This window comes from Nonomuraea sp. NPDC004186, from assembly GCF_053603495.1.
Window position 1 is genome coordinate 53,743 of record NZ_JBSGFQ010000037.1, and the last position, 20,394, is coordinate 74,136.

Consider the following 20,394-nt stretch of genomic DNA (forward strand, 5'->3'; position numbering starts at 1 on the left):
GCGCGGCGAGGCGGCCGCGACGGTAGGGCGTGCGCCGGGGATGGGGGTGGTCAGGAGGCGGTGATGCGGTCGATGACCAGGGGGAGGTGTTCCTCGCCCGCCGAGCCCACCGCGTAGCCGCCCTCCAGCGCCTCCAGAGCGCGCTCGAACCGAGCCGTCTCGTCCGCGTGCAGCGTCATCAGCGGCTGCCCCTCCCGCACCAGATCTCCAGGCTTGGCGTGCAGGGTGATCCCGGCCCCGAACGACACCGGGTCCTCCTTGCGCGCCCGTCCGGCGCCCAGGCGCCAGGCGGCCAGGCCCACGGCATACGCGTCCAGCCGGGTCACCACCCCGGACGCGGGCGCCTCCACGGTCAGGGTCTCGGCCGCCCGGGGAAGCAGGGCGTCCGGATCGCCGCCCTGCGCCAGGATCATCCGCCGCCACGCGTCCATGGCCGACCCGTCGGCGAGGGCCTTGGCGGGGTCCTTTCCGGACGACACCCCGGCCGCCTCCAGCATCTCGCGCGCCAGCCGTACCGTCAGCTCCACCACGTCGGCGGGCCCGCCTCCGGCGAGCACCTCGACCGACTCCGCGACCTCCAGCGCGTTCCCCACGGCCAGGCCCAGCGGCCGGTCCATCGCGGTCAGCAGGGCCACGGTGCGCACCCCGGCGTCCGTCCCCAGGGCCACCATGGTCTCGGCCAGTTCCCGAGCCGTCTCGGGGGTCTTCATGAACGCCCCCGAGCCCACCTTCACGTCGAGGACGAGCGAGCCGGTGCCCTCGGCGATCTTCTTGGACATGATCGACGAGGCGATCAGCGGGATCGACTCGACGGTGCCGGTGACGTCGCGCAGCGCGTACAGCTTCTTGTCGGCGGGTGCCAGCCCCGACCCGGCCGCGCACACGACCGCGCCCGCCGAGCGCAGGACCTGCAGCATCTCGCCGTTGGAGAGCGAGGCCCGCCAGCCGGGGATCGACTCGAGCTTGTCGAGCGTGCCGCCGGTGTGCCCGAGGCCGCGGCCCGAGAGCTGCGGCACGTACGCCCCGCACGCCGCCACCAGGGGCGCCAGCGGCAGCGTGATCTTGTCCCCGACGCCGCCGGTCGAGTGCTTGTCGGCGGTGGGCCGGTCGAGCGCGGACCAGTCCATGCGCTCGCCCGAGCGGATCATGGCCTGGGTCCAGTCGGCGATCTCGCGGCGGTTCATGCCGTTCAGGAGGATGGCCATGGCCAGCGCGGACATCTGCTCGTCGGCCACGCCGCCGCGCGTGTAGGAGTCGATCACCCAGTCGATCTGGGCCGTGGTCAGCTCGCCGCCGTCACGCTTGGCGCGGATGACCTCGATCGCGTCCATTCAGGCGCTCCGGCTGAGGTCCTGGGGGCCGAACGCGTACGGCAGGATCTCCGCCATCCGCTTCGGCCCGTCCACGGTCTCGACCAGCAGGTCCTCGCCGCCGAACTCGTACAGCAACTGACGGCAGCGCCCGCACGGCATCAGCAGCTCACCGTGCCCGTCCACGCAGGTGAAGGCCACCAGCCGGCCGCCGCCCGTCGCCTGCAGCGCCGACACCAGGCCGCACTCGGCGCACAGGCCCACGCCGTAGGAGGCGTTCTCGACGTTGCAGCCCGTGACGATCCGCCCGTCGTCCGCCAGCGCCGCCGCCCCCACGGGGAACTTCGAGTACGGCGCGTACGCGTTGTGCATGGCCTGCGTGGCCTCGAAACGCAGGCCGTCCCAGTTGATGGTGCTCAATGTTGTTCTCCCCGGCGGTAGCGCACGCCGTCGGCCTTGGGCATTCGCAGCCGCTGCGAAGCCACCAGAAGCACGATCAGCGTGAGCACGTGTGGTGTCATGTAGACGAACTCGTTCGGCAGCTGGTCGACGGTCAGCCAGAGCCAGAAGAGCACGACCATGCCCGCGGCGGCGACCGCCATCAGCGTATATTCCCTGGCGCTCCTGGCCGCGAGCTCGGCGGGCCGGTCGGGCGACAGCATCCGGCGGACCCTGATGATCAGGTAGATGAGCAGCAGCACGGCGCCGAACAGGAAGACCGTGGTGATCGCCCCGGTGCTGCGCAGCTGGAGCCCGCTGGCGTAGCCGAACAGCGAGGAGCCGATGGCGAGCCCGCCCGGCCGCCAGTTACCGAAGATCATGGCGGCCAGGCCGATGAAGCCGCGCCCCTGCGTCTGGCCCTCGACGTACTTGGAGGAGACAAAGACCAGGAACACGCCGCCGAGCCCGGCGAACGCGCCGGAGACGACGACCGCGAGGTACTTGATCCGGTAGACGTTCACGCCCAGCGACTCGGCCGCCCACGGGTTCTCGCCCACCGAGCGCAGGCGCAACCCGAACGGGGTGTGCCAGAGCACGAAGAACGTCAGGGGCAGCAGCAGGACCGCCAGGATGACCAGCACGTTCACTTCGTGCGTGAGCCCGCGCAGGATGCCCGCCAGGTCCGAGAGGAGGAACCAGTGAGTCCCTTCCAGCTTGCCCAGGAGGTCCGGCCCGTCGGAGAGCAGCGGCAGGCTGGGCGTCGGCGCGGGCGAGGTGATCGCCGGTGAGCCGGTGAAGCCCGCGCCCGCGTCCGCCGCGGCGGTGCCGTCCTTGTAGAACACCTCGGACAGGAAGCGGGTGATGCCGGGGCCGAGCAGGTTGATCGCGACGCCGCTGATGATGTGGTCGACGCCGAACGTCACGGTCGCGACGGCGTGGATGAGGCCGCCGAGCGCGCCGCCGAGCAGCCCGGCCAGCAGCGCGGCCCAGGCGCCCCACTGGTATCCGGCCCAGCCGGCGAACCAGGTGCCGAGCACCATCATGCCTTCGAGGCCGATGTTGACCACGCCGGCCCGCTCGGCCCACAGGCCGCCGAGGCCGGCCAGGCCGATCGGCACCGCGAGCAGCAGGGCGGCGGCGAACGTGCCGGACGAGGTGATGTCGTTCTGGCCGGACGCGACGCGTACCAGCGACATCAGCAGGATGAGCGCGGCGACTCCGATGAGCGCCAGGTGGTACTTGCTTAGCCTGGTCATGCTGCCACCTCAACCGGGGTCTTGCTGCTGAGCTGCTGGGCGGCCCGGCGCTCCTCGAGTCTGAGCGCGAGCCGGTTCGTCACCTCGTTGGCCACGACGACCAGCAGGACGATGACGCCCTGGATGATCGTGATGACGGACGGCGGGACGTTCGCGATCTGCAGGGGACCCTGCGCCCGGTCGAGGAAGGCGAACAGCAGCGCGGCGACCGCGATGCCGACGGGCTTGTTCCTGCCGAGCAGCGCCACCGCGATGCCGAGGAAGCCCAGACCGGCGGTGAAGTTGGAGTTGAACGCGCCCTTGTCGCCGAGGATCTCGGGCAGGCCGATGAGTCCGGCGATCGCACCGGACAGCACCATCGCCGCGATGACCATGGTCTTGGGGTTCACGCCGGAGGCGAGCGCGGCCGGGCCGTTGAGGCCGCTGGCCTTGACGTTGAAGCCGAACCGGGTCCGCTCCAGCACCACCCAGATCACCACGCCGAGCACGATCGCCACGATCAGGAAGCCCCACAGGCCGCCGCCGCGCGTGGGCGGGAGCAGGCCGAACCCCTCGAACAGGAAGTTCAGGTTGGGGAACATGGCAGACTCGGGCAACTGCGGCGTGGTCGTGGTGAGCTGGCCCGCGGCGCGCTGACCCGCGAAGGGGCCGCGTACGAGGTAGGACGCGATGTTGATCGCGACGTAGTTCAGCATGATCGTGGCGATGACCTCGTTCACGCCCCTGGTCACCTTCATGACCGCGGGGATCAGCGCGTAGAGGCCGCCGACGGCCGCGGCGACCACGATGATCACCGCGATCTGGATCGGGGCGGGCGCCTCGAACGTCGAGCCCACGTACGCGGCGACGATGGCCGCGAGCCGGTACTGGCCCTCAACGCCGATGTTGAAGAGGTTCATGCGGAAGCCGACGGCCACCGCGAGACCGGCGATGAACAGGGGCACGGCCCGGTTGAGGAAGGCCGCGATGCCGTTGGAGACGGCCCGCGGGGTCGCGCCGAAGTCGAAGAAGGCGGCGAACGCGTCGAGCGGGCTGGCGCCCGCCGCGGTGATCGCCACGCTGGAGATCGCGACCGCGAGGACGATGGCGACGACGGCGCCCGCCACGGTGAGCAGCGCCCGGTTGAGCCCGGCGGGCATCACGTCTCCTCAGTGCCGGCGATGGCGCCGGTCATGTAGCCGCCCAGCCGCTCGGGCGTGATGTCGGAAGGGTCGAGCGCGGCCACGAGCCGCCCGCGGTAGATCACCTGGAGCGTGTCGGACAGGCCGATCAGCTCGTCGAGGTCGGCGGAGATGAGCAGCACGGCCAGCCCGGCGGCCCTGGCGTTGCGCAGGTGGTCCCAGATGGCGGCCTGCGCGCCGACGTCCACGCCTCTGGTGGGGTGGGCGGCGATGAGGAACCTCGGCTCGCCGCTCATCTCGCGGCCCACGATCAGCTTCTGCTGGTTGCCGCCCGACAGGGCCAGGGCCAGCGTGTCGACGCCGGGCGTGCGTACGTCGTAGTCCTTGACGATGCGCTCGGTGTCGGCCTTCGAGGCCCGCCGGTTGATCCAGATGCCGCTGCGCGCGGGCTTCCTAGTCTGGTGGCCGAGCACGCGGTTCTCCCACAGCGAGGCCTCCAGCAGCAGGCCCTGCCGGTGCCGGTCCTCCGGGATGTAGCCGATGCCGGACTCTCTGCGCTTGAGCGTGGACCATTGGCTGATGTCCTGGCCGTCCAGCTCGATGCTGCCGTGCGCGGGCCGGATGCCCATGATCGCCTCGATCAGCTCGGACTGGCCGTTGCCCTCGACACCGGCGATGCCGAGGATCTCGCCCCGGTGGATCTCGAACGACACGTCGTCGAGGAGCAGCCGTTTGCCTTCTTCGCGCAGCTTGGCCGGGTCGGCGGCGGCGTGGTAGCCGTCGGCCTCCATGGTGACCTGGGCGACCCGCAGCGTCACGACGTGGGTCACCGTGGACTCGCGGGTCTCGGGCGTGGGCAGCTCGCTGCCGACCATCAGCTCGGCGAGCTGGCGCGCCGTGACCTCGCGGGGGTCCACGCTCGCGACCGTGGTGCCGCGCCGGATCACGGTGATCGCGTCGGCGATGCCGAGCACCTCGTCGAGCTTGTGGGAGATGAAGATGACGGTCAGGCCGTCGGCCTTGAGCTCGCGCAGGTTCTGGAAGAGCTCCTCGACCTCCTGCGGCACGAGCACGGCCGTCGGCTCGTCGAGGATGAGGATGCGCGCGCCTCGGTAGAGGACCTTGAGGATCTCGACGCGCTGGCGGTCGCCTACGCCGAGGTCCTCCACGAGCTTGTCGGGGTCGACCCGCAGGCCGTGGCTCTCGGCCAGCTCGGTTATGCGTTTCCGGGCGGAGGCCATGTCGAGCATGCCGGCCTTCTTCGGCTCGGCCCCGAGGACGACGTTCTCCAGCACGGTGAGGTTGTCGGCCAGCATGAAGTGCTGGTGGACCATGCCGATGCCGACGCCGATGGCGTCGCTCGGCGTACGGAAGCTGACCTCGGCGCCGTTGATCCTGATGGTGCCCTCGTCCGGCTTCTGCATGCCGTACAGGATCTTCATCAGCGTTGACTTGCCCGCGCCGTTCTCCCCGACGATGGCGTGCACCGTCCCTGGTTCGACGGTGATGCGGATGTCGTGGTTCGCGACGACACCGGGGAAACGCTTGGTGATGCCCTCCAGCTCTACAGCGGGTTTCGCCGTGGCCAGGGTGTCAGCACTCATTTCGCCTCTCCTAGCGGGGGGCGGGGGATAGACAGAAGGCCCGAAGTGGGGACTCCGGGCCCTCAGCTGTCACTCCTACCCCGATTACGGCTTCGACGGAACCGTGATTTTGCCGTCGACGATGTCCTTCTTGGCCGCGTCGAGCTTGTCCTTGATGTCGTCGATCTCGCCGCCGGTGGTGGACAGGCCCACGCCGTCGACCTTGAGGTCGTACGTGATGTTGGAGCCGCCCTTGGCGCCGCCCTGGAAGGCCTTGATGAACTCGAACACGCCGACGTCGACCCGCTTGAGCATCGAGGTCATGATGACGCCCTGCAGGTCGGTCTCCTTGACCGTCTGGCGCTGGTCGGAGTCGACGCCGATGGCCTTCTTCTTGGCCGCGGCCGCCGCCTGGAACACGCCCAGGCCGGAGTCGCCGGAGGCGTGGTAGACGATGTCGGCGCCGTCCTGGTACATCTTCTCGGCCGCGACCTTGCCCTTGTCGGGGGCCTTGAAGCCGGAGAAGTCACCGTCGGGGGTGAGGTACTTGATGTCGATCTTGGCGTCCGGCTTGACCGACTTCACGCCGGCCACGAAGCCCGCCTCGAACTTCTTGATCAGGTCGTTCTCGACGCCGCCGACGAAGCCCACGTGGTTGGACTTGGACTTGGTGGCCGCCGCGACGCCCGCCAGGTAGGAGCCCTGCTCCTCGGCGAACAGCAGGCCGGTCACGTTCGGCCCGTTGGAGGCGGAGTCGACCACCGCGAACTGGATGTCGGGGTACTCGGCCGCCGTCTTCTTGATGTCGTCGCCGTACGCGAAGCCGACGCCGATGATCGGGTTGTAACCCGCGTCGGCGAGCTGGCGCAGCAGGTCGCCACGGTTGGAGCCGTCGGCCGCCGGGCTCAGCTCCTTGATGTCCGCGCTGAGGTCCGTCTTGGCCTTCTCCAGACCGGCGTAGGCCGCGTCGTTGAAGGACTTGTCGCCCCGGCCGCCGACGTCGAACGCCAGTCCGACCTTCAGCCCGCCCTTCGACGCCTCACTGCTCGCGTCGGCGCTGCTGGGCGCCTCGCTGGCCGTGGTACCCCCACCACTGCCGCCGCAGGCCGCCGCGGCCATGAGCATGACCCCGGCCACGGAGCCGATCGCCATCCTGCTGAATCGCTTGCCGAGCAAGGCGACTCCCTTCCATTTCCCCGTCGTCCTCGCCGCTGTCAGGCCCAAAAGAACGTACGGCACCTGCACGGAAGATAGTTGCTTGACCAGGGCGAACCAAACCAGCGCACAGGGTCGCAACCGCTCCGTTATCGACATCACTCGCGTCCGTGACCTGAAGGACGAATCGGGAGCAATCCGTGACACACGGAAGGTTTTGCCCAACTTTGACCCCTTGTGCCGGCGCGGATCATGACGGAGATTCCGACAGACGGTGGAAACCTGATCTCGGAGCCCCGTATGCATCCTTGGAAGGTCCTGACAGTGCCGCTGGCCACACTGCTCGTCGTGGCCCTGAGTGGAAACACGCCCGCGACGGCCGACGCACCGGCCATAAAGATCGAGAACAACGCCACCCAGCCCGTCTTCTCCCGCGCGGACGCCGTCAAGCAGACGGTGTTCGTCGAGGTCGAGGGCACCGACAGCGACAACGACGGCAAGCCCGACCGGGTCGCCGTCGACATCCTGCGCCCCAAGGAGACCGACCAGGGGCTGAAGGTCCCGGTCATCATGGAGGCCAGCCCGTACTACGCCGGCGGCAACGACGTTCCCAACCACCCCGTGGACGTGGACGCGAACGGCAACCCGCTGCCCGCCCTCGCCGCCGCCAGGAACAAGCTGGCCGCCGAGCCCTTCGACGGCTACTACGACAACTACTTCCTGCCCCGCGGGTACGCCATCGCGCTGGTGGAGAACCTCGGCAGCGGCCGCGCCACCGGCTGCCCCACCTCCGGCGACCGCAACGAGACGGCCGGCCCGAAGGCCGCGATCGACTGGCTGAACGGCCGCGCCAAGGGCTTCGACGCCGCCGGCAACCCGGTCGAGGCCACCTGGTCGACGGGCAAGGTCGGCATGATCGGCGTCTCGTACAACGGCACGCTGCCCAACGCGGTCGCCACGACCGGCGTCGAGGGCCTGAAGACGATCGTGCCGATCGCCTCGATCTCCAGCTGGTACGACTACTACCGCGCCAACGGCGGCGTGCTGGCGCCCGGCGGCTTCCAGGGCGAGGACCTGGACGTGCTCGCCAAGTACGTGCTGACCAGGCAGGACGGCCAGGCCGCCTGCGGCGCCCTGATCGACGGGATCACCACGGCCCAGGACCGGATCACCGGCGACTACAGCCCGATGTGGGACGCCCGCAACTACCTGAACGACGTCGGCAAGGTCAAGGCCAGCGTCTTCCTGGTGCACGGGCTCAACGACTGGAACGTCAAGACCAAGCAGTTCGCCCAGTGGTGGTACGCCCTGGCCAAGCGGCACGTGCCGCGCAAGATCTGGCTGCACCAGGGCACCCACATGAACCCCTTCAACCTGCGCACGGTCGAGTGGCTGCGCCAGCTGCACGGCTGGTTCGACTACTGGCTGTACGGGATCGACTCGGGCATCATGCGCGAGCCGCAGGCCGACGTGGAGATCGCGCCCGGCCAGTGGGCCCAGCACGCCTCATGGCCGCTGCCCGGCGCGGCCACGGTGCCGCTCTGGACGGGCTCGGGCTCGAAGCTGGGCCTGCTGCCCAGCCCGCGCTCGGCCAGGGAGTCGTTCGTGGACCAGAAGTCCAGGACGGCCGAGCAGCTGGTGGAGGCCACGGGCTCCGATCCGAACCGGCTGGCGTACGTGACCGGCGACCTGCCCGCCGACGTGCGGATCTCCGGCACCCCGACGGTGTCGGTGCGGGCCTCGTTGAAGGACGGCTCCTCGCCGTACCTGACGGCACTGCTGGTGGACTACGGCACGGACGTCCGCGCGAACGGCTCCCTGGTCTCGACCGGCCAGTCCTACTGCTACGGCGAGGGCTTCCCGGGTGACACGGGCTGCACGACGCTCAGGACGCTCGGCACCGCCACCACCCCGTACAAGATCGTCACCAGGGGCTGGCTGGACGTCCGCAACCGGCACCGCGCGGACCGGACCGAGGCCCTGCGCCCGGGCAAGGAGTACACGTTCACGTGGGACTTCCAGCCGACGGACTACCTGTTCAAGAAGGGCCACCGGCTGGGCCTCGTGATCATCTCGACCGACGTCGACTACACCCTGCGGTACCCGCCGGGCACGAAGGTCACGGTCTCGCCCGGGCAGTCGTCGCTGCGACTGCCCGTGGTCTTCGGCAAGCTGCTGTAGGGACTAGGCCATCGCGGTGGTGGTGACCGTGTCGAGCGGGCCGACCTCCCACAGCGCGGTCAGCGCCGTGGCGGCCATGACGCGCACACCCATCGCGATCGCCTTCTCGTCGACGTCGAAGGTGCCCTGGTGGATGTCGTACGTCACGCCGTCGGGCGAACGCGTGCCCAGGCGGGCGAACGCGCCGGGGATCGACTCGAGGTACCAGGCGAAGTCCTCGCCGCCGAGTGACTGCTGGGTCGGGACCACCGCGCCCGCGCCCAGCACGCGCTCGGCGGCCTCGGCCAGCATCTCGACGCTGACCTCGTCGTTGACGACCGGCGGCACGCCGCGCGTGTAGTCCATCTCGGCCTCCACGCCGTAGGCGCCGGCCACCGACTCCAGCAGCGACTTGATCAGGTCGGGGGCGGCGTGCCAGGCGCCCTCGTCGAGGCAGCGGACCGTCCCGGCGGCCAGGCCGTCGTCGGGGATCGCGTTGGCCGCCGTGCCGGCCTCGACCTTGCCCCAGACCAGGCTCAGCGAGGAGCGCGGGTCGACGCGGCGCGACAGGGCGGCGGGCAGCTCGGTGAGGATCTTGGCCAGGGCGAAGACCAGGTCGGCGGTCAGGTGGGGGCGGGCGGTGTGCCCGCCGGGGCCCGACACCCTGACGACCAGCTTGTCGCAGGCCGAGGTGATCGGGCCGGCCTTGAGCCCGACCTGGCCGACGTCCACGCGCGGGTCGCAGTGGAGGCCGAAGATGCGGTCGACGCCGCTGATGCCGCCCTGGGCCATGACCTCGAGCGCGCCGCCGGGCAGCTCCTCGGCGGGCTGGAAGATCAGCCGCACCCGGCCGGGCAGCAGGCCGGCGGCGGCCTGCTGGGCGAGGAAGAGCGAGGTGCCGAGCAGGACCGTGGTGTGCACGTCATGGCCGCACGCGTGGCAGACACCGGCCACGGTGGAGCGGTAGGACACGTCCTTCTCGTCCTGCAGCGGCAGCGCGTCGATGTCGGCGCGCAGCGCGACGGTCGGGCCGTCGCCGCTGCCCACGTCGCAGATCAGCCCGGTGCCGCGCGGGAGCACCGAGGGGGTCAACCCGGCGGCGGTGAGCCGCTCGGCGATCCGCTGCGTCGTGCGATATTCCGCGAAGGCCAACTCAGGGTGCATGTGCAGGTCGCGGCGGAACGCCACGAGATCCTGCTCGGTCTCCGCCAGGAACGCGTCGAGTTCCCCCCGAAGCTCACGTCCCCGCATATGTCACCGTCCCGTCCATGCCGCGCGCACCAATATGTCTGACCACCGCGGCTCATCCGCTGTGAAAGCTCGTCCATCCCGCCGTGGCCTCCCGGTCGAGCGGCACACTCGGCGGATCAAAAAACACACCCACTGGTAGGGGTGCGCGAGATCGTCAGCATGGGCTTTGCGTTCGTCAGTCGCGAGCGCCGCTGCAGCCCGGGAGCACAGCGGTCGGCCGTGAGCCCGATGGCGATGCTTCGACTTTATCGCCCCGGCGCAAGTTCGCGGTGACAGATACTCCAAAAGTTCCTGTGAGCATGTCCGTAACCCCAGGTGGTCACGGTCCGTGAACGTTCAGGTGATCCGGAAATGGTCACAACGGATCAGTAGATCATGACCCGATGCTGTTAGTTCAAACGTGGTCAGCGATTCCGAATCCTGTCACCTTCTGTCATGGTCATCACACTTCGACGATGGCTGCATTTGAGAAGAATGCGTGTTTCACTCGCAATATGATCACTAATATCCCGTTCGGGGAGAAGTATGCTGGGTTGAGCATCTTCAAGCCGAGCGAGGGGACCCTGGTGGTCGTACCCTCGCTCTCCCTTCCTCAGGATGAGCTCCGCCGGATCACAGGGGCCAGATCCTACGAGGAGCGGCTGCTGTTCCTGCTGCTCACGCTCCGCGAGCCCGGGGTCAAGGTGGTCTACCTCTCCTCCGCGCCCATCGATCCCGACATCATCGACTACTACTTCGCGTTCCTGCCGGATCCGGATGACGCGGCCAAACGGCTCACGCTGATCAGCCTCGACGACCCTTGGTCCCAGCCGCTGACCAAGGCCCTGCTCGCCCGCCCGGACGCGCTGGAGCAGGTGCGCGCGGCCATCGAGGGCGACGCCTGGCTGGTGCCGTTCGTCCTGAGCGAGCTCGAGGAGGAGCTCGCCTCGTTACTCAACGTCCCCCTCTACGGACCGGCCACCGCCCTCGCCTATTACGGCTCCAAGAGCGGGGCGCGCGAGGTCGGGCACGAGGCGGGCGTGCCGATGGCGCGGGGCTTCGGCGACGTCCGGCACGTGCTGGAGATCGAGGAGGCGATCGAGGCCCTGCCGGGCGAGCGGGTGATCGTCAAGCTGAACGACAGCTACTCCGGGCTCGGCAACGCGATCGTCACCAAGGCCGACCGGTCGCTGACCAGCTTCTCGGCCTCCGGCGAGACCTGGGCCAATTTCACCGCGAAGATCAGGGATCGGGGGGCGGTGGTCGAGGAGTTCATCGAGCACCGGCCGCTGTACTACCCGAGCGCGCTGGCCTGCATCACGCCGGGCGGCACCGCGCAGGTGCTGGCCACGCACGACCAGATCCTCGGCGGGCCCAACGGCCACGTCTACCAGGGCTGCACGTTCCCCGCTGCGCTCGAGTACCGGGCCGAGGTGGGCTCGTCCGCCGAGCGGATCGCCCAGGTGCTGGCCGATCGGGGCGTGGTGGGGATATTCGGCATGGACTTCTTCGCGCTGAAGGCCGACGCCGGGTACGCGGCGCTGCTGTGCGAGATCAACCTGCGGATCGGCGGCACCACGCATCCGTTCGGCGCCGCCGTGCTGACGACCGGGGCCACGTACGATCCGGCCACCGGCCTCCTCATGTCCGGAAATCAGCCGAAGTTCTACACCGCGACCGACAATTGCTCATCGACCTGCCTGCGCGGGCGCAGCCCCGGCGAGGTCGTGCGCATGGCCGATCGGCTCGGGGTCGGGTTCGACGCGGAACGGCGTACCGGCAACGTCTTCCACCTGCTCGGCGCCGTGCCCGAGCACGGGAAGCTGGGCTTCACCACGATCGGCGACTCCCGGGAGGAGGCGGACGAGCTGCACGCCCTCACCCGGCGTCTCCTGTGCGGCCCGTGACCCCCTTCTCGCGACTCCCGCGCAACCCCCGCCAGCCGATGATCCCCAGCACGATGGCGAGGATGATGTTCACCGCGATCAGGATTCCGTGCACCACGTAGAAGCTGGTCGGATGCCCGTCGGCCAAGTTAAACCCGAGGTTCACCCACTCGAAGATCATGAATGCGCCGAGGATGATGAGGAATCCGGCGATCTTTCGTGACATGAGCGCCTCTCTAGTATCGAAGGTGGATCAACGGGGGATGTGTCGCCACATGGGCATTCACTCGAAGCTACGCTGAGACCGCCATGTGGACGAAACTCGTGCCGGTCACGGCACTCATCGCCTCGGTCTCGCTCACCGGCGGGACCGCATATGCCGCTCCGACGACACCGGTCGGGGGTGAGGCGCTGGGCAGCCGCGGCCTGGTGACGCCCGAGGGCGTCAAGGAACCGCCCAAAACCCAGGCTACGTCGTACGTCGTCGCGGACGCGGACACGGGTGAGGTGCTCGCGGCCAAGGACCCACACGGGCGCTACCTGCCGGCCAGCACGCTCAAGACGCTGACCGCGCTCACACTCATTCCCAAGCTCGACAAGGACCGCAGGATCCGGCCCAGCGAGAACGCCTGCAACCAGGAGGGCACGGCGGTCGGCCTGTCGGTCAAGGCGACGTACAAGATCGACGACCTGTTCAGGGCGCTGATGATGTCGTCGGGGAACGACGCGGCCATGGCCCTGGCCGAGACGAACGGCGGCGTCGCCAAGACCATGAGCGACATGAACGCCACGGCCAAGCGGCTGCAGGCGTACGACACCGTGGCCAAGACGCCCAGCGGGCTGGACAAGCCGGGGCAGAGCAGCTCGGCGTACGATCTGGCGCTGATCGCCCGCGCCGGCCTCGCCAATCCCGCTTTCCGCGGATATATCAGTACGAAGACGTCCAAGTTCCCCGCGCCCAAGGGCTACTACGAGATCAGCAACCACAACAAGCTGCTCTGGCGCTACAAGGGCATGATCGGCATCAAGAACGGCTGGACCTCGAAGGCCCTGGGCAGCTTCGTCGGCGCCGCCACCCGCGACGGGCACACGATCGTCGTGAGCATCATGCGGCACGAGGGGTACTTCTGGGAGGAGGTGGCCAAACTGCTCGACTGGGGCTTCTCGGTCAGGGGCAAGGTCCAGCCGGTCGGCCGGCTCGTCGACCCGCTCCCGGCGGTCCAGGCCGCACCGCGCTCCTCCGCTCCGCCGGCCTCCAAGGTCACGCCCGCGGCCCAGCCGCCGCTGCTGGACACGGCCGCCTCCAAGCAGACCGACTCCACGAAGACGATCGGATCCGTGGTGATCGGCGGGGGGCTGCTGTTCGGGCTGGTCTGGCTCGGGTTCGGCATCCGCCGCCGGCGCGGCCGCTCAGGCTCCTGACGTGCCCTCGCGCACGGCCCAGCCGTCCGGGTTCCAGGACGGGACCGGGGTCGGAGAAGGCGGCGGGCAGCGGCCGGCGGTGGCCGTCCAGGCGGCGACGTAGAGCACGAGCCTGGCCGAGAAGTTGATCCAGACGAGCAGCCCGACGATGACGGCGAACGTCCCGTAGATCGGGTTGCTCAGCGTCTGCCCGAGCAGCAGCGTCGCCGCCTGCTTGAGCACCCCGAACCCGATCGCGCCCAGCAGCGCCCCCCTGGCGATCAGCCGGAACGGCCGGGTCGGCCGGTCCACCCACCCGAGCAGGATCAGGAACAGCAGCCAGTCGGCCGCCACGCTCGCCACCACGCCCGCGAGCCGCAGCCCCCAGGTGGCCAGCGCCGACTCGCTCCCGAAGACGAACTGCATGACCTTGTCCGTGGCCGTGGTGGCGAACCCGGCGACCAGCACGGACGCGATCATCGTGACCCCGATCAGGAGGATCGAGGCCAGGTCGCGGAGCTTGCCGACGAGGAAGCTGAGCGGCGGCGCGGTGGTCATCGACATCTCGCGCAGGGCCCCGCGCAGCGCGTCCAGCGCGCCGAGCCCGGCGTAGAGCAGACCGAGCAGACCGATGACCCCGGCCGTCTGCCTGGCCGTGGCGATGGCGTCGAGGTTGAGCTGGGTGGCGATGCCGGGCAGCCGCTCGACGATCGCCTTCTCCAGCGCGTCCCTGGTGGCCTCGCTGGTCGCCACCACGAACCCGAGCACCGCGTACGAGAGCGCCACGAGCGGGAAGAACGACAGGAACGCGTAGTAGGTGACGGCGCCCGCCAGCGTGTCGCCGGACTGGTGCTGGTAACGCCGCACCGCCCTGATCGCGTGGTCCAACGCCGGACGCCGTTCCCGCCAGCGTGTCACCTTGCGGCGGCCCCGGGCCTTGACCGCCTCGATCCGCTTCATCACGCTCGCCATCACGCGCCTCCTGGGGACCCACTACCCCGGCGCCGGGGCGACGATCAGGGGTTCGCCACCATATCCGCCGATTCGATCAGTGTGGAGAGGACCGCCGCCACGTCGTGGTGGAGCAGCCGCCCGTCACGCTTGACCACCCGGCCCCCGACCAGCACCGTGTCCACGGCGCTGGTGTCGGCGTTGAGCACGACGGCGCCGATCGGGTCGTGCGCCGCTGCCATGCCGAACGTGTCCGTACGCAGCAGCACGAGGTCGGCCTGCTTGCCCGGCCGCAGCGAGCCGATGACGTCGGCGAGGCCCAGCACCTGGGCGCCCTCGATGGTGGCCATGCGCAGCGCGTCGCGGGTGGTGAAGCCCATCCCGGCGCCGCCGGGGCGGCCGCGTTCGAGCAGGTGGACCGCCCGCATCAGGCTGAACAGGTCCCCCGGCGCGCAGACCACGGTGTCCGCGCCGAGGCCGGTCGGGATCCCCGCCGCCCTCAGCCGGCCGGTGGCGGGATAGCCGAGGCCCAGGTTCATCTCGTCCACGGGGGCGAGCGAGGCGGTGCCGCCGGCGGCCGCGATGCGCCGGAGCGCCTCGTCGGTGTAGTGCAGCGCGTGCACGAAGGTCGTGGGGGTGGCCAGGAGGCCGTTCGCCTCCAGGAACGCGAGCCCGCGCTCGGCGCTCTCCGGGCCGTGGCCGCCCAGGTGCGCGGTGACGGGAAGGCCGAGCTCGGCCGCCACGCGCCACTCCTCAAGCGAGCGCTCCTCCCCCACGATCTCCGGACCGAGCGCCGCGACCACCATCGTGACCAGCCCGGACGAGCAGAAGAGCGAGTCGTGGACCCGCCGGGTCTCCTTGGTCAGCTCGTCGGAATCGCCGCCGTAGCAGTAGCCGAACACGGCCCGGATGCCCGACTCGCCCAGCCCCCGCACGGCCGCGTCGGTGTGCTCCGGGCTGAACTGGACGTGCGACCAGTCGAGCAGCGTGGTGATGCCCGCGTCCAGGCACTCCAGCGCGCCCGCGAGGTTGCCCGCGTAGACGTCCTGGGGGCGGTGGCGGGGTGCGAGCTCGGTGAGGACCCGCCGCAGGTAGGTGTCGAACGTGATGTCGGGCGCGACGGCCCTGATGCCCGCCTGCCAGGTGTGGCGGTGGGTGTCGACGAAGCCGGGGAGCACGATCCGCCCGGTCGCGTCGATCACCTCCGCACCCGGGACGTCCGGCAGGCCGGGGCCCACTTCGGCGATGAGGCCGTCCTCGATCCGCACGTCCACCTGACCCAGCACGACGGGCTCGGGCTCGGTGTCCACGACGACGCCGTTCCTGATCAAGATCGTAGATGTCATGGCCGAAAGCTTAGTGAGAAGCTTTTAAGAAAGCAATATTGTGACAGGTATCCTCGATGGCGTGACACACGATGAGGTCGACGCGCTGGTCCCCCGCTGGAAGGACGCGGGCCTGTCGCCGTCGCTCATCGCCGCCCTGGAGCTCAGCAAGCGGACGGCGCGGCTCCATCTGCTGTTCGATCAGGTGGTCAAGGCCGAGCTGGCCGAGCTGGGGCTGACGTATGCCGAGTTCGACGTGCTGGCCGCGCTCAGCCGTGCGCCGGCGTACCGGATGAAGCCGAGCGAGCTGTCGAAGGCGCTGTTCCTGACGTCGGGCGGGATCAGCAACGTGCTGCAGCGGCTGGCGACGGCGGGATACGTCGAGCGCGAGGCCGACGCGGGCGACGCGCGCAGCCGCTGGGTGCAGCTCACCGAAGAGGGGCAGCGCGTGGCGGAGGCCGCGCTGGTGGCCTCGGGGCGGGCGACCGAGGAGGTGGCGGGCGGGATCCCGGACGAGGTCGTGCGCGAGGCGGCCGACGCGCTGCGCGAGGTCCTCTCCCGCCTCGGCCGCCGCCGCTTCCGCTGACCCCCGCTCAGGACGTGCCCGCGCGCCACCCGTGGCGGGCCGCCCAGCCGGCGATCGCGGCGGCGATGGCCTCCGGCTGGTCCTCGGAGGCGTGGTGGCCGGCCGGGCCGCAGTGCTCGACCTCCAAGGCGGCCATGTTCGCGGCGCACCAGGCGGCCGCCTCGGGCCCGATCAGCAGCGTCGGGGAGGAGTCGAAGGTCAGCAGCAGCTTGGGCACGTCAGAGCTGGCCCCGAGCCACTTTCCGTAACCCTCGACCCGCTCGGCCACGTCGGCGGGCTCGCCGTCCAGCGGCAGGGACCGCGCCCACTCCAGCAGCGGCCGCCTGCTCTCCCTGGTGGGGTACGGCGCCCGGTACGGCTCCTTCTCCTCCTCGCTCAGGCTCGTCAGCACGCCGCCCGAGAACGCCGTCTCCACGAGGAAGTTCTGGTCGAGCGCCAGCGCCTCCCCCTGGGCGCTCCGCAGCATCTCGGCGCGGGCACGCGGGGCCTCGCCCAGGTCGCTCCAGCTCATCGTGCGGACGATGCTCTCCATGAACGCCACCCCACGGACCCGCTCCGGGTGACGGGCGGCCCAGTCGAACGCGAGCGCGCCACCCCAGTCATGCCCGACGAGCACCACTTCCTCCAGCCCGAGCGCGTCGAACCACGCGTCGAGGTAACGGGCGTGGTCGCCGAACCGGTAGGGAATGTCCGGCTTCCCCGAGCGCCCCATGCCGATGAGGTCGGGGGCGAGCAGGCGGCCGTCCAGCCCCCGCAGCACCTTCCGCCACGCATGGGACGAGGCCGGGTTCCCGTGCAGGAACACGAAGGGCAGGCCGGCGCCGCCGGAGTCCTCGAAGTACATGGTCGAGTCGAGCACGTCGATCGTCGGCATGACGGTTCTCATTTCGTAAGTGCGACTAACGTTTATGGCACTAACGAAAGTACATCGTTAGTGCCACTAACGCAAGGGACTATCATCGGGAGCATGACGGACGACCTCAGGGCCACCCCCGCAGCGCTGCGGCTCCTGCCGAGCCGGACGCTGTCGCTGGTCGCGATGCACGCCGACCGGCTGGTCAACGAGGGTCTGGCCGCCGTCGACGCCCGCAAGTGGCACTACGCGGCGCTTGTCGCGCTCCGCGAGGCGGGCCCGGTGAGCCAGGCCGAGCTGAGCAGGCGCACCGGCATCTACCGCAGCGACATGGTCGCCGTCATCAACGAGCTCGCGGAGCGCGGCTTCGTCGAGCGCGCCCCCGACCCCGCCGACCGCCGCCGCAACGTCATCACCATCACCCCCGAGGGGATCCAGCAGGTACGACGGCTGCACACGCTCATCGCGAGCCTTCAGGACGAGCTGTTCGCCCCTTTGAGCCAACCGGAACGCGAGCAGTTGTCAGGTCTGCTGACCCGCCTCCTGGAGCATCACGCGCGCTCCGGCAGCTCCTCTGAGCAGGGCTGAATCCAGGACAGGCGATCTCCTGGAGCCCTAGCCTGTGGGATGTCGGGACCCACCCAGGAGGCCGCACGTCCATGTCCGAAATAGCCACCGGGCAGATGATCAGGCTCCAGCGCGAACGAAGGGGCATGAGCACCACCGCGCTGGCGACCCAGTCCGGCTGCACCCCCAGGCACATCGAGCTGATCGAGCACGGCAAACGAACCCCCTCGCTCCCCCTGCTGCGGGAGATCGCCAAAGTGCTGGGCGTACGCACCGCCGTGCTCTTGGGGGAGACCCCGCGCGACTCGCACGAGCCCAGCCGGCCGCAGATCAGCGACATCGAGCGGGCGTTGTTCACGTGGCGCTCGCTGGAGCCCGACATCGAGCCGCCCGACGCCGAACAGCTCTCCGAACGGGTGGCGGCGGCCCGCAGCGCCTGGTTCACCTCGGCGCACCGCTACTCGATCCTGATGGCGTCCCTGCCGTCCCTGATCTCCGACGCCGAGAACCTCGCACTCGCGGACACGCCGCAGGCCCACCGCGTCGCGTCCGACGCGTACATGCTGGCCAGGGGGGTGCTCAAGCACCTGCGGCGGGTCGATCTCGCGCATCTGGCCGCGGACCGGGCCATGAGGTTCGCGGAGGAGTCGGGGGATCCGCTGATCCGGGCGTGGGCGTACTGGAGCCTGGGGCAGTCGATGTTGTCGGACGACATGCACCAGATCGCGTACGACATCGGCCGGCGCGGCATCGAGATGCTGGAACCCCACGTCGCCGACGGCGACGAACGCCACGTCAAGGCGCTCGGCGCGCTGCACCTGCTGACCGCGATCGGCGCGGCGCGCGGGGGCGACGACGACGAGGCCAGGGAGATCGTCCGCGGGCCCGCGGCGCGGCTCGCTCAGCGCGTCGAGGACGGGGCCGACGTCTACGACCTGGCCTTCTTCGGGCCGACCAACGTCGCCATCCACATGGCCAGCATCGAGAACGACCTGGGGCGGCCGGAGGCGGTGCTGCAGATCGCCGACGACATCGACCTGCGGCACACGCCGTCCATCGAGCGGCGCGCCACCCACCTCAGCCAGGTCGCCCGCGCCTGCGAGGACGTGGGCGACGACGCCGCCAGCCTGCTCCACCTCCTGCGGATCGAGCGCGAATGCCCGGAGGAGCTGGACCACAAGCTGCTGCTGAGGGAGATGGTGCGGTCCCTGGCGCGGCGCGCGCGGCCGTCGTGGGCGCCGGAGGTCCGCTACCTGGCCGAGCGCCACGGCATCGCGAACTGAGAGTTCGGGCCGGATGAACGGGGAGTTCTGCGGCCGGAGTTCGTCACGGAGCGGGGTGTTGATGCCACGCTGTGTTCATGACCACAGCGCCGAGTGCCGAGTTCGTCATGGAACGACTGCTTCAGGAGGCAACGCGGGAGTTCCCCGGGTGGTCGTTCCAGCGGGATCGTTCAGGCTGGACCGCCACCCACGGGGACACCCGCCTCACCCGCCCCAGCCTGGCGGCCCTGCGCGCCCTGCTCCGGCTCCACCGCAGCACCCGCCGGGGCTGACCGAGCCATCGCAGCGGCCCGCCGGGACCTCGGCGACCCTTGAGCCTCGACTACCGGCCGGGACCTTCCGCGACTCCGGCACCTCAGCGACCGGGTCGGCCGAGCACCTTGGCGGCGAAGGAATCGATGACGGCGGCGACCTCACCGGGGGCCTTGGCGTGGGCGGAGTGCCTCTGCCCGCGCATCACCACCCGCTCCACCCGCGGCATCACCCGCTCCAGCGCGTCGAGCCGCTCCCCGAGATGCGCCGGACTGCGATCACCGCCGAGCAGCACGGTGGGCACCTCGATCCCCGAGTAGGCGTCGAGCCGCACGCCGAGCGAGTCCATGCCCACGTTGTCCTCGATCTGCGACGGAACGAGCGCCCGCATCCTCGGCACCACCGTCACGAACACCCCGGCCAGTAACGCCACCCACGCGGGAACCCGCACGGAACGCCGCAGGAAAACCCTCAACGCCTTCCCCGGCCGACCGGCCGCGATCGCCGCCCGAGCCCGCGCGTGCACCTCACCGTGCGGCCCGCCGAGTGGCGCCCCGATCACGGTGGGCGGCTCGTACAGGACCGCCCCCGCGAAGGCCGACGGGTCGGCCACCAGGGCCTCCAGCGCGATCACGGCACCCGAGGAATGCCCGACGAGCACCATCGGCCCGCCACCCAGCGCCGCCACCACGGCCAGGACGTGCTCGACCTCCTGAGCGACCGTGCAGGAGGCGCCGTCGAGATCGAGCCGGTACCGCCGCCGGTGCAGCCGCACGACCCGGTAGCCCGCGGCGAGCCGCGCGGCCACCTCCCGCCAGGACGAGCCGTCGTCGAGGCCGGGATGGAGAACGAGAACGATCGGCCCCTGCCCCTCATCGACAGCCCGCGCCTCGGTCCCGTCGGCCGTCATCACGCTGATCATCAGCCACCCCCTTAGCGTCGCTAAGGCAAATTTAGCACCGCTAAGGCCGCACGACTACTGGGTGCCGTATCGCCTCGCGTCGTGGGCGTTGCCTGGTGCCGGCCGGTGGCGG

Annotated in this window: 19 protein-coding genes; 7 read left to right on the forward strand and 12 right to left on the reverse strand. The window is 70.1% G+C overall.

The features are described 5' to 3' along the window. Positions 1-50 precede the first annotated feature (50 nt). The 6 genes from ACWEPL_RS28210 to ACWEPL_RS28235 all read right to left on the reverse strand — a co-directional run bounded on the left by ACWEPL_RS28210 (position 51) and on the right by ACWEPL_RS28235 (position 6,887). Entirely contained in the window at positions 51-1,331 is a 1,281-nt protein-coding gene (locus ACWEPL_RS28210; RefSeq protein ID WP_363962329.1) for a thymidine phosphorylase, read from the reverse strand. Further along, on the reverse strand, positions 1,332-1,730 hold the full coding sequence (locus ACWEPL_RS28215; protein WP_363962328.1) for a cytidine deaminase: 399 nt from the start codon (positions 1,728-1,730) through the stop codon (positions 1,332-1,334). Next, positions 1,727-3,007: an ABC transporter permease gene (locus ACWEPL_RS28220; protein ID WP_452437920.1), complete on the reverse strand. Its 1,281-nt coding sequence runs from the start codon at positions 3,005-3,007 to the stop codon at positions 1,727-1,729. Before ACWEPL_RS28220 ends, ACWEPL_RS28215 begins: the two co-directional genes overlap by 4 nt. Further along, the gene (locus ACWEPL_RS28225; RefSeq protein WP_363962326.1) at positions 3,004-4,146 is read right to left on the reverse strand and encodes an ABC transporter permease; all 1,143 of its coding nucleotides are present in this window, start codon (positions 4,144-4,146) and stop codon (positions 3,004-3,006) included. Before ACWEPL_RS28225 ends, ACWEPL_RS28220 begins: the two co-directional genes overlap by 4 nt. Further along, positions 4,146-5,732, reverse strand: a complete 1,587-nt coding sequence (locus ACWEPL_RS28230; RefSeq protein WP_452437921.1) for an ABC transporter ATP-binding protein — start codon at positions 5,730-5,732, stop codon at positions 4,146-4,148. Before ACWEPL_RS28230 ends, ACWEPL_RS28225 begins: the two co-directional genes overlap by 1 nt. Positions 5,733-5,816: 84 nt before the next feature. Continuing rightward, positions 5,817-6,887, reverse strand: a complete 1,071-nt coding sequence (locus ACWEPL_RS28235; protein ID WP_363962324.1) for a BMP family lipoprotein — start codon at positions 6,885-6,887, stop codon at positions 5,817-5,819. Positions 6,888-7,166: 279 nt separating this feature from the next. On the opposite strand from ACWEPL_RS28235, the gene ACWEPL_RS28240 reads away from it, so the two are divergent. Beyond that, on the forward strand, positions 7,167-9,047 hold the full coding sequence (locus ACWEPL_RS28240; protein WP_452437922.1) for a Xaa-Pro dipeptidyl-peptidase: 1,881 nt from the start codon (positions 7,167-7,169) through the stop codon (positions 9,045-9,047). A 3-nt stretch (positions 9,048-9,050) separates the two neighbouring features. Here ACWEPL_RS28240 and ACWEPL_RS28245 read toward each other — a convergent pair whose 3' ends face one another. After that, the gene (locus ACWEPL_RS28245; RefSeq protein WP_350731293.1) at positions 9,051-10,277 is read right to left on the reverse strand and encodes a M20 family metallopeptidase; all 1,227 of its coding nucleotides are present in this window, start codon (positions 10,275-10,277) and stop codon (positions 9,051-9,053) included. Between the two features lie 533 nt (positions 10,278-10,810). Between ACWEPL_RS28245 and ACWEPL_RS28250 the strand changes: the two genes are divergently transcribed. Next, a complete protein-coding gene (locus ACWEPL_RS28250) occupies positions 10,811-12,163 on the forward strand; it encodes a peptide ligase PGM1-related protein (RefSeq protein ID WP_350731291.1) in 1,353 nt (450 codons plus the stop codon). On the opposite strand, the gene ACWEPL_RS28255 is transcribed toward ACWEPL_RS28250, so the two are convergent. Further along, the gene (locus ACWEPL_RS28255) at positions 12,135-12,368 is read right to left on the reverse strand and encodes an SCO4848 family membrane protein (protein ID WP_350731290.1); all 234 of its coding nucleotides are present in this window, start codon (positions 12,366-12,368) and stop codon (positions 12,135-12,137) included. The two genes, ACWEPL_RS28250 and ACWEPL_RS28255, sit on opposite strands and share 29 nt — an antisense overlap. A gap of 83 nt (positions 12,369-12,451) precedes the next feature. Here ACWEPL_RS28255 and ACWEPL_RS28260 point away from each other — a divergent pair, with 83 nt between their 5' ends. Continuing rightward, positions 12,452-13,564: a D-alanyl-D-alanine carboxypeptidase family protein gene (locus ACWEPL_RS28260; protein WP_364243402.1), complete on the forward strand. Its 1,113-nt coding sequence runs from the start codon at positions 12,452-12,454 to the stop codon at positions 13,562-13,564. Here the strand turns inward: ACWEPL_RS28260 and ACWEPL_RS28265 are convergent. Beyond that, the gene (locus tag ACWEPL_RS28265; RefSeq protein WP_452437923.1) at positions 13,553-14,515 is read right to left on the reverse strand and encodes a YihY/virulence factor BrkB family protein; all 963 of its coding nucleotides are present in this window, start codon (positions 14,513-14,515) and stop codon (positions 13,553-13,555) included. The genes ACWEPL_RS28260 and ACWEPL_RS28265 overlap by 12 nt on opposite strands. Before the next feature lie 44 nt (positions 14,516-14,559). After that, complete coding sequence (locus tag ACWEPL_RS28270; protein ID WP_452437924.1) at positions 14,560-15,840, reverse strand: amidohydrolase family protein; 1,281 nt, start codon at positions 15,838-15,840, stop codon at positions 14,560-14,562. 61 nt (positions 15,841-15,901) lie between these two features. Here ACWEPL_RS28270 and ACWEPL_RS28275 point away from each other — a divergent pair, with 61 nt between their 5' ends. Further along, positions 15,902-16,405 (forward strand): MarR family winged helix-turn-helix transcriptional regulator, encoded by a 504-nt coding sequence (locus ACWEPL_RS28275; protein ID WP_363962318.1) that lies wholly within the window; start codon positions 15,902-15,904, stop codon positions 16,403-16,405. Positions 16,406-16,412: 7 nt separating this feature from the next. On the opposite strand, the gene ACWEPL_RS28280 is transcribed toward ACWEPL_RS28275, so the two are convergent. Next, positions 16,413-17,279 carry a haloalkane dehalogenase gene (locus ACWEPL_RS28280; protein ID WP_452437925.1) on the reverse strand — a complete coding sequence of 289 codons (867 nt, stop codon included), beginning with the start codon at positions 17,277-17,279 and terminating at the stop codon, positions 16,413-16,415. 93 nt (positions 17,280-17,372) lie between these two features. Between ACWEPL_RS28280 and ACWEPL_RS28285 the strand changes: the two genes are divergently transcribed. From ACWEPL_RS28285 to ACWEPL_RS28295, 3 genes are all read left to right on the forward strand, one after another. Beyond that, positions 17,373-17,846 carry a MarR family winged helix-turn-helix transcriptional regulator gene (locus ACWEPL_RS28285; protein ID WP_350731278.1) on the forward strand — a complete coding sequence of 158 codons (474 nt, stop codon included), beginning with the start codon at positions 17,373-17,375 and terminating at the stop codon, positions 17,844-17,846. A gap of 71 nt (positions 17,847-17,917) precedes the next feature. Beyond that, the gene (locus ACWEPL_RS28290) at positions 17,918-19,108 is read left to right on the forward strand and encodes a helix-turn-helix domain-containing protein (protein ID WP_452437926.1); all 1,191 of its coding nucleotides are present in this window, start codon (positions 17,918-17,920) and stop codon (positions 19,106-19,108) included. A gap of 77 nt (positions 19,109-19,185) precedes the next feature. Further along, positions 19,186-19,380: a hypothetical protein gene (locus tag ACWEPL_RS28295; protein WP_363962315.1), complete on the forward strand. Its 195-nt coding sequence runs from the start codon at positions 19,186-19,188 to the stop codon at positions 19,378-19,380. Between the two features lie 83 nt (positions 19,381-19,463). On the opposite strand, the gene ACWEPL_RS28300 is transcribed toward ACWEPL_RS28295, so the two are convergent. Continuing rightward, positions 19,464-20,282 carry an alpha/beta fold hydrolase gene (locus tag ACWEPL_RS28300; protein WP_452437927.1) on the reverse strand — a complete coding sequence of 273 codons (819 nt, stop codon included), beginning with the start codon at positions 20,280-20,282 and terminating at the stop codon, positions 19,464-19,466. Positions 20,283-20,394 lie beyond the last annotated feature (112 nt).

Bases quoted from the DNA above. Each gene is read 5' to 3' on its own strand.
- ACWEPL_RS28210 (WP_363962329.1), bottom strand. From the start codon at position 1,331: ATGGACGCGATCGAGGTCATCCGCGCCAAGCGTGACGGCGGCGAGCTG.
- ACWEPL_RS28220 (WP_452437920.1), bottom strand. From the start codon at position 3,007: ATGACCAGGCTAAGCAAGTACCACCTGGCGCTCATCGGAGTCGCCGCG.
- ACWEPL_RS28225 (WP_363962326.1), bottom strand. From the start codon at position 4,146: ATGCCCGCCGGGCTCAACCGGGCGCTGCTCACCGTGGCGGGCGCCGTC.
- ACWEPL_RS28230 (WP_452437921.1), bottom strand. From the start codon at position 5,732: ATGAGTGCTGACACCCTGGCCACGGCGAAACCCGCTGTAGAGCTGGAG.
- ACWEPL_RS28240 (WP_452437922.1), top strand. From the start codon at position 7,167: ATGCATCCTTGGAAGGTCCTGACAGTGCCGCTGGCCACACTGCTCGTC.
- ACWEPL_RS28245 (WP_350731293.1), bottom strand. From the start codon at position 10,277: ATGCGGGGACGTGAGCTTCGGGGGGAACTCGACGCGTTCCTGGCGGAG.
- ACWEPL_RS28255 (WP_350731290.1), bottom strand. From the start codon at position 12,368: ATGTCACGAAAGATCGCCGGATTCCTCATCATCCTCGGCGCATTCATG.
- ACWEPL_RS28260 (WP_364243402.1), top strand. From the start codon at position 12,452: ATGTGGACGAAACTCGTGCCGGTCACGGCACTCATCGCCTCGGTCTCG.
- ACWEPL_RS28265 (WP_452437923.1), bottom strand. From the start codon at position 14,515: ATGGCGAGCGTGATGAAGCGGATCGAGGCGGTCAAGGCCCGGGGCCGC.
- ACWEPL_RS28270 (WP_452437924.1), bottom strand. From the start codon at position 15,840: ATGACATCTACGATCTTGATCAGGAACGGCGTCGTCGTGGACACCGAG.
- ACWEPL_RS28280 (WP_452437925.1), bottom strand. From the start codon at position 17,279: ATGCCGACGATCGACGTGCTCGACTCGACCATGTACTTCGAGGACTCC.
- ACWEPL_RS28285 (WP_350731278.1), top strand. From the start codon at position 17,373: ATGACGGACGACCTCAGGGCCACCCCCGCAGCGCTGCGGCTCCTGCCG.
- ACWEPL_RS28290 (WP_452437926.1), top strand. From the start codon at position 17,918: ATGTCCGAAATAGCCACCGGGCAGATGATCAGGCTCCAGCGCGAACGA.
- ACWEPL_RS28295 (WP_363962315.1), top strand. From the start codon at position 19,186: ATGACCACAGCGCCGAGTGCCGAGTTCGTCATGGAACGACTGCTTCAG.
- ACWEPL_RS28300 (WP_452437927.1), bottom strand. From the start codon at position 20,282: ATGATCAGCGTGATGACGGCCGACGGGACCGAGGCGCGGGCTGTCGAT.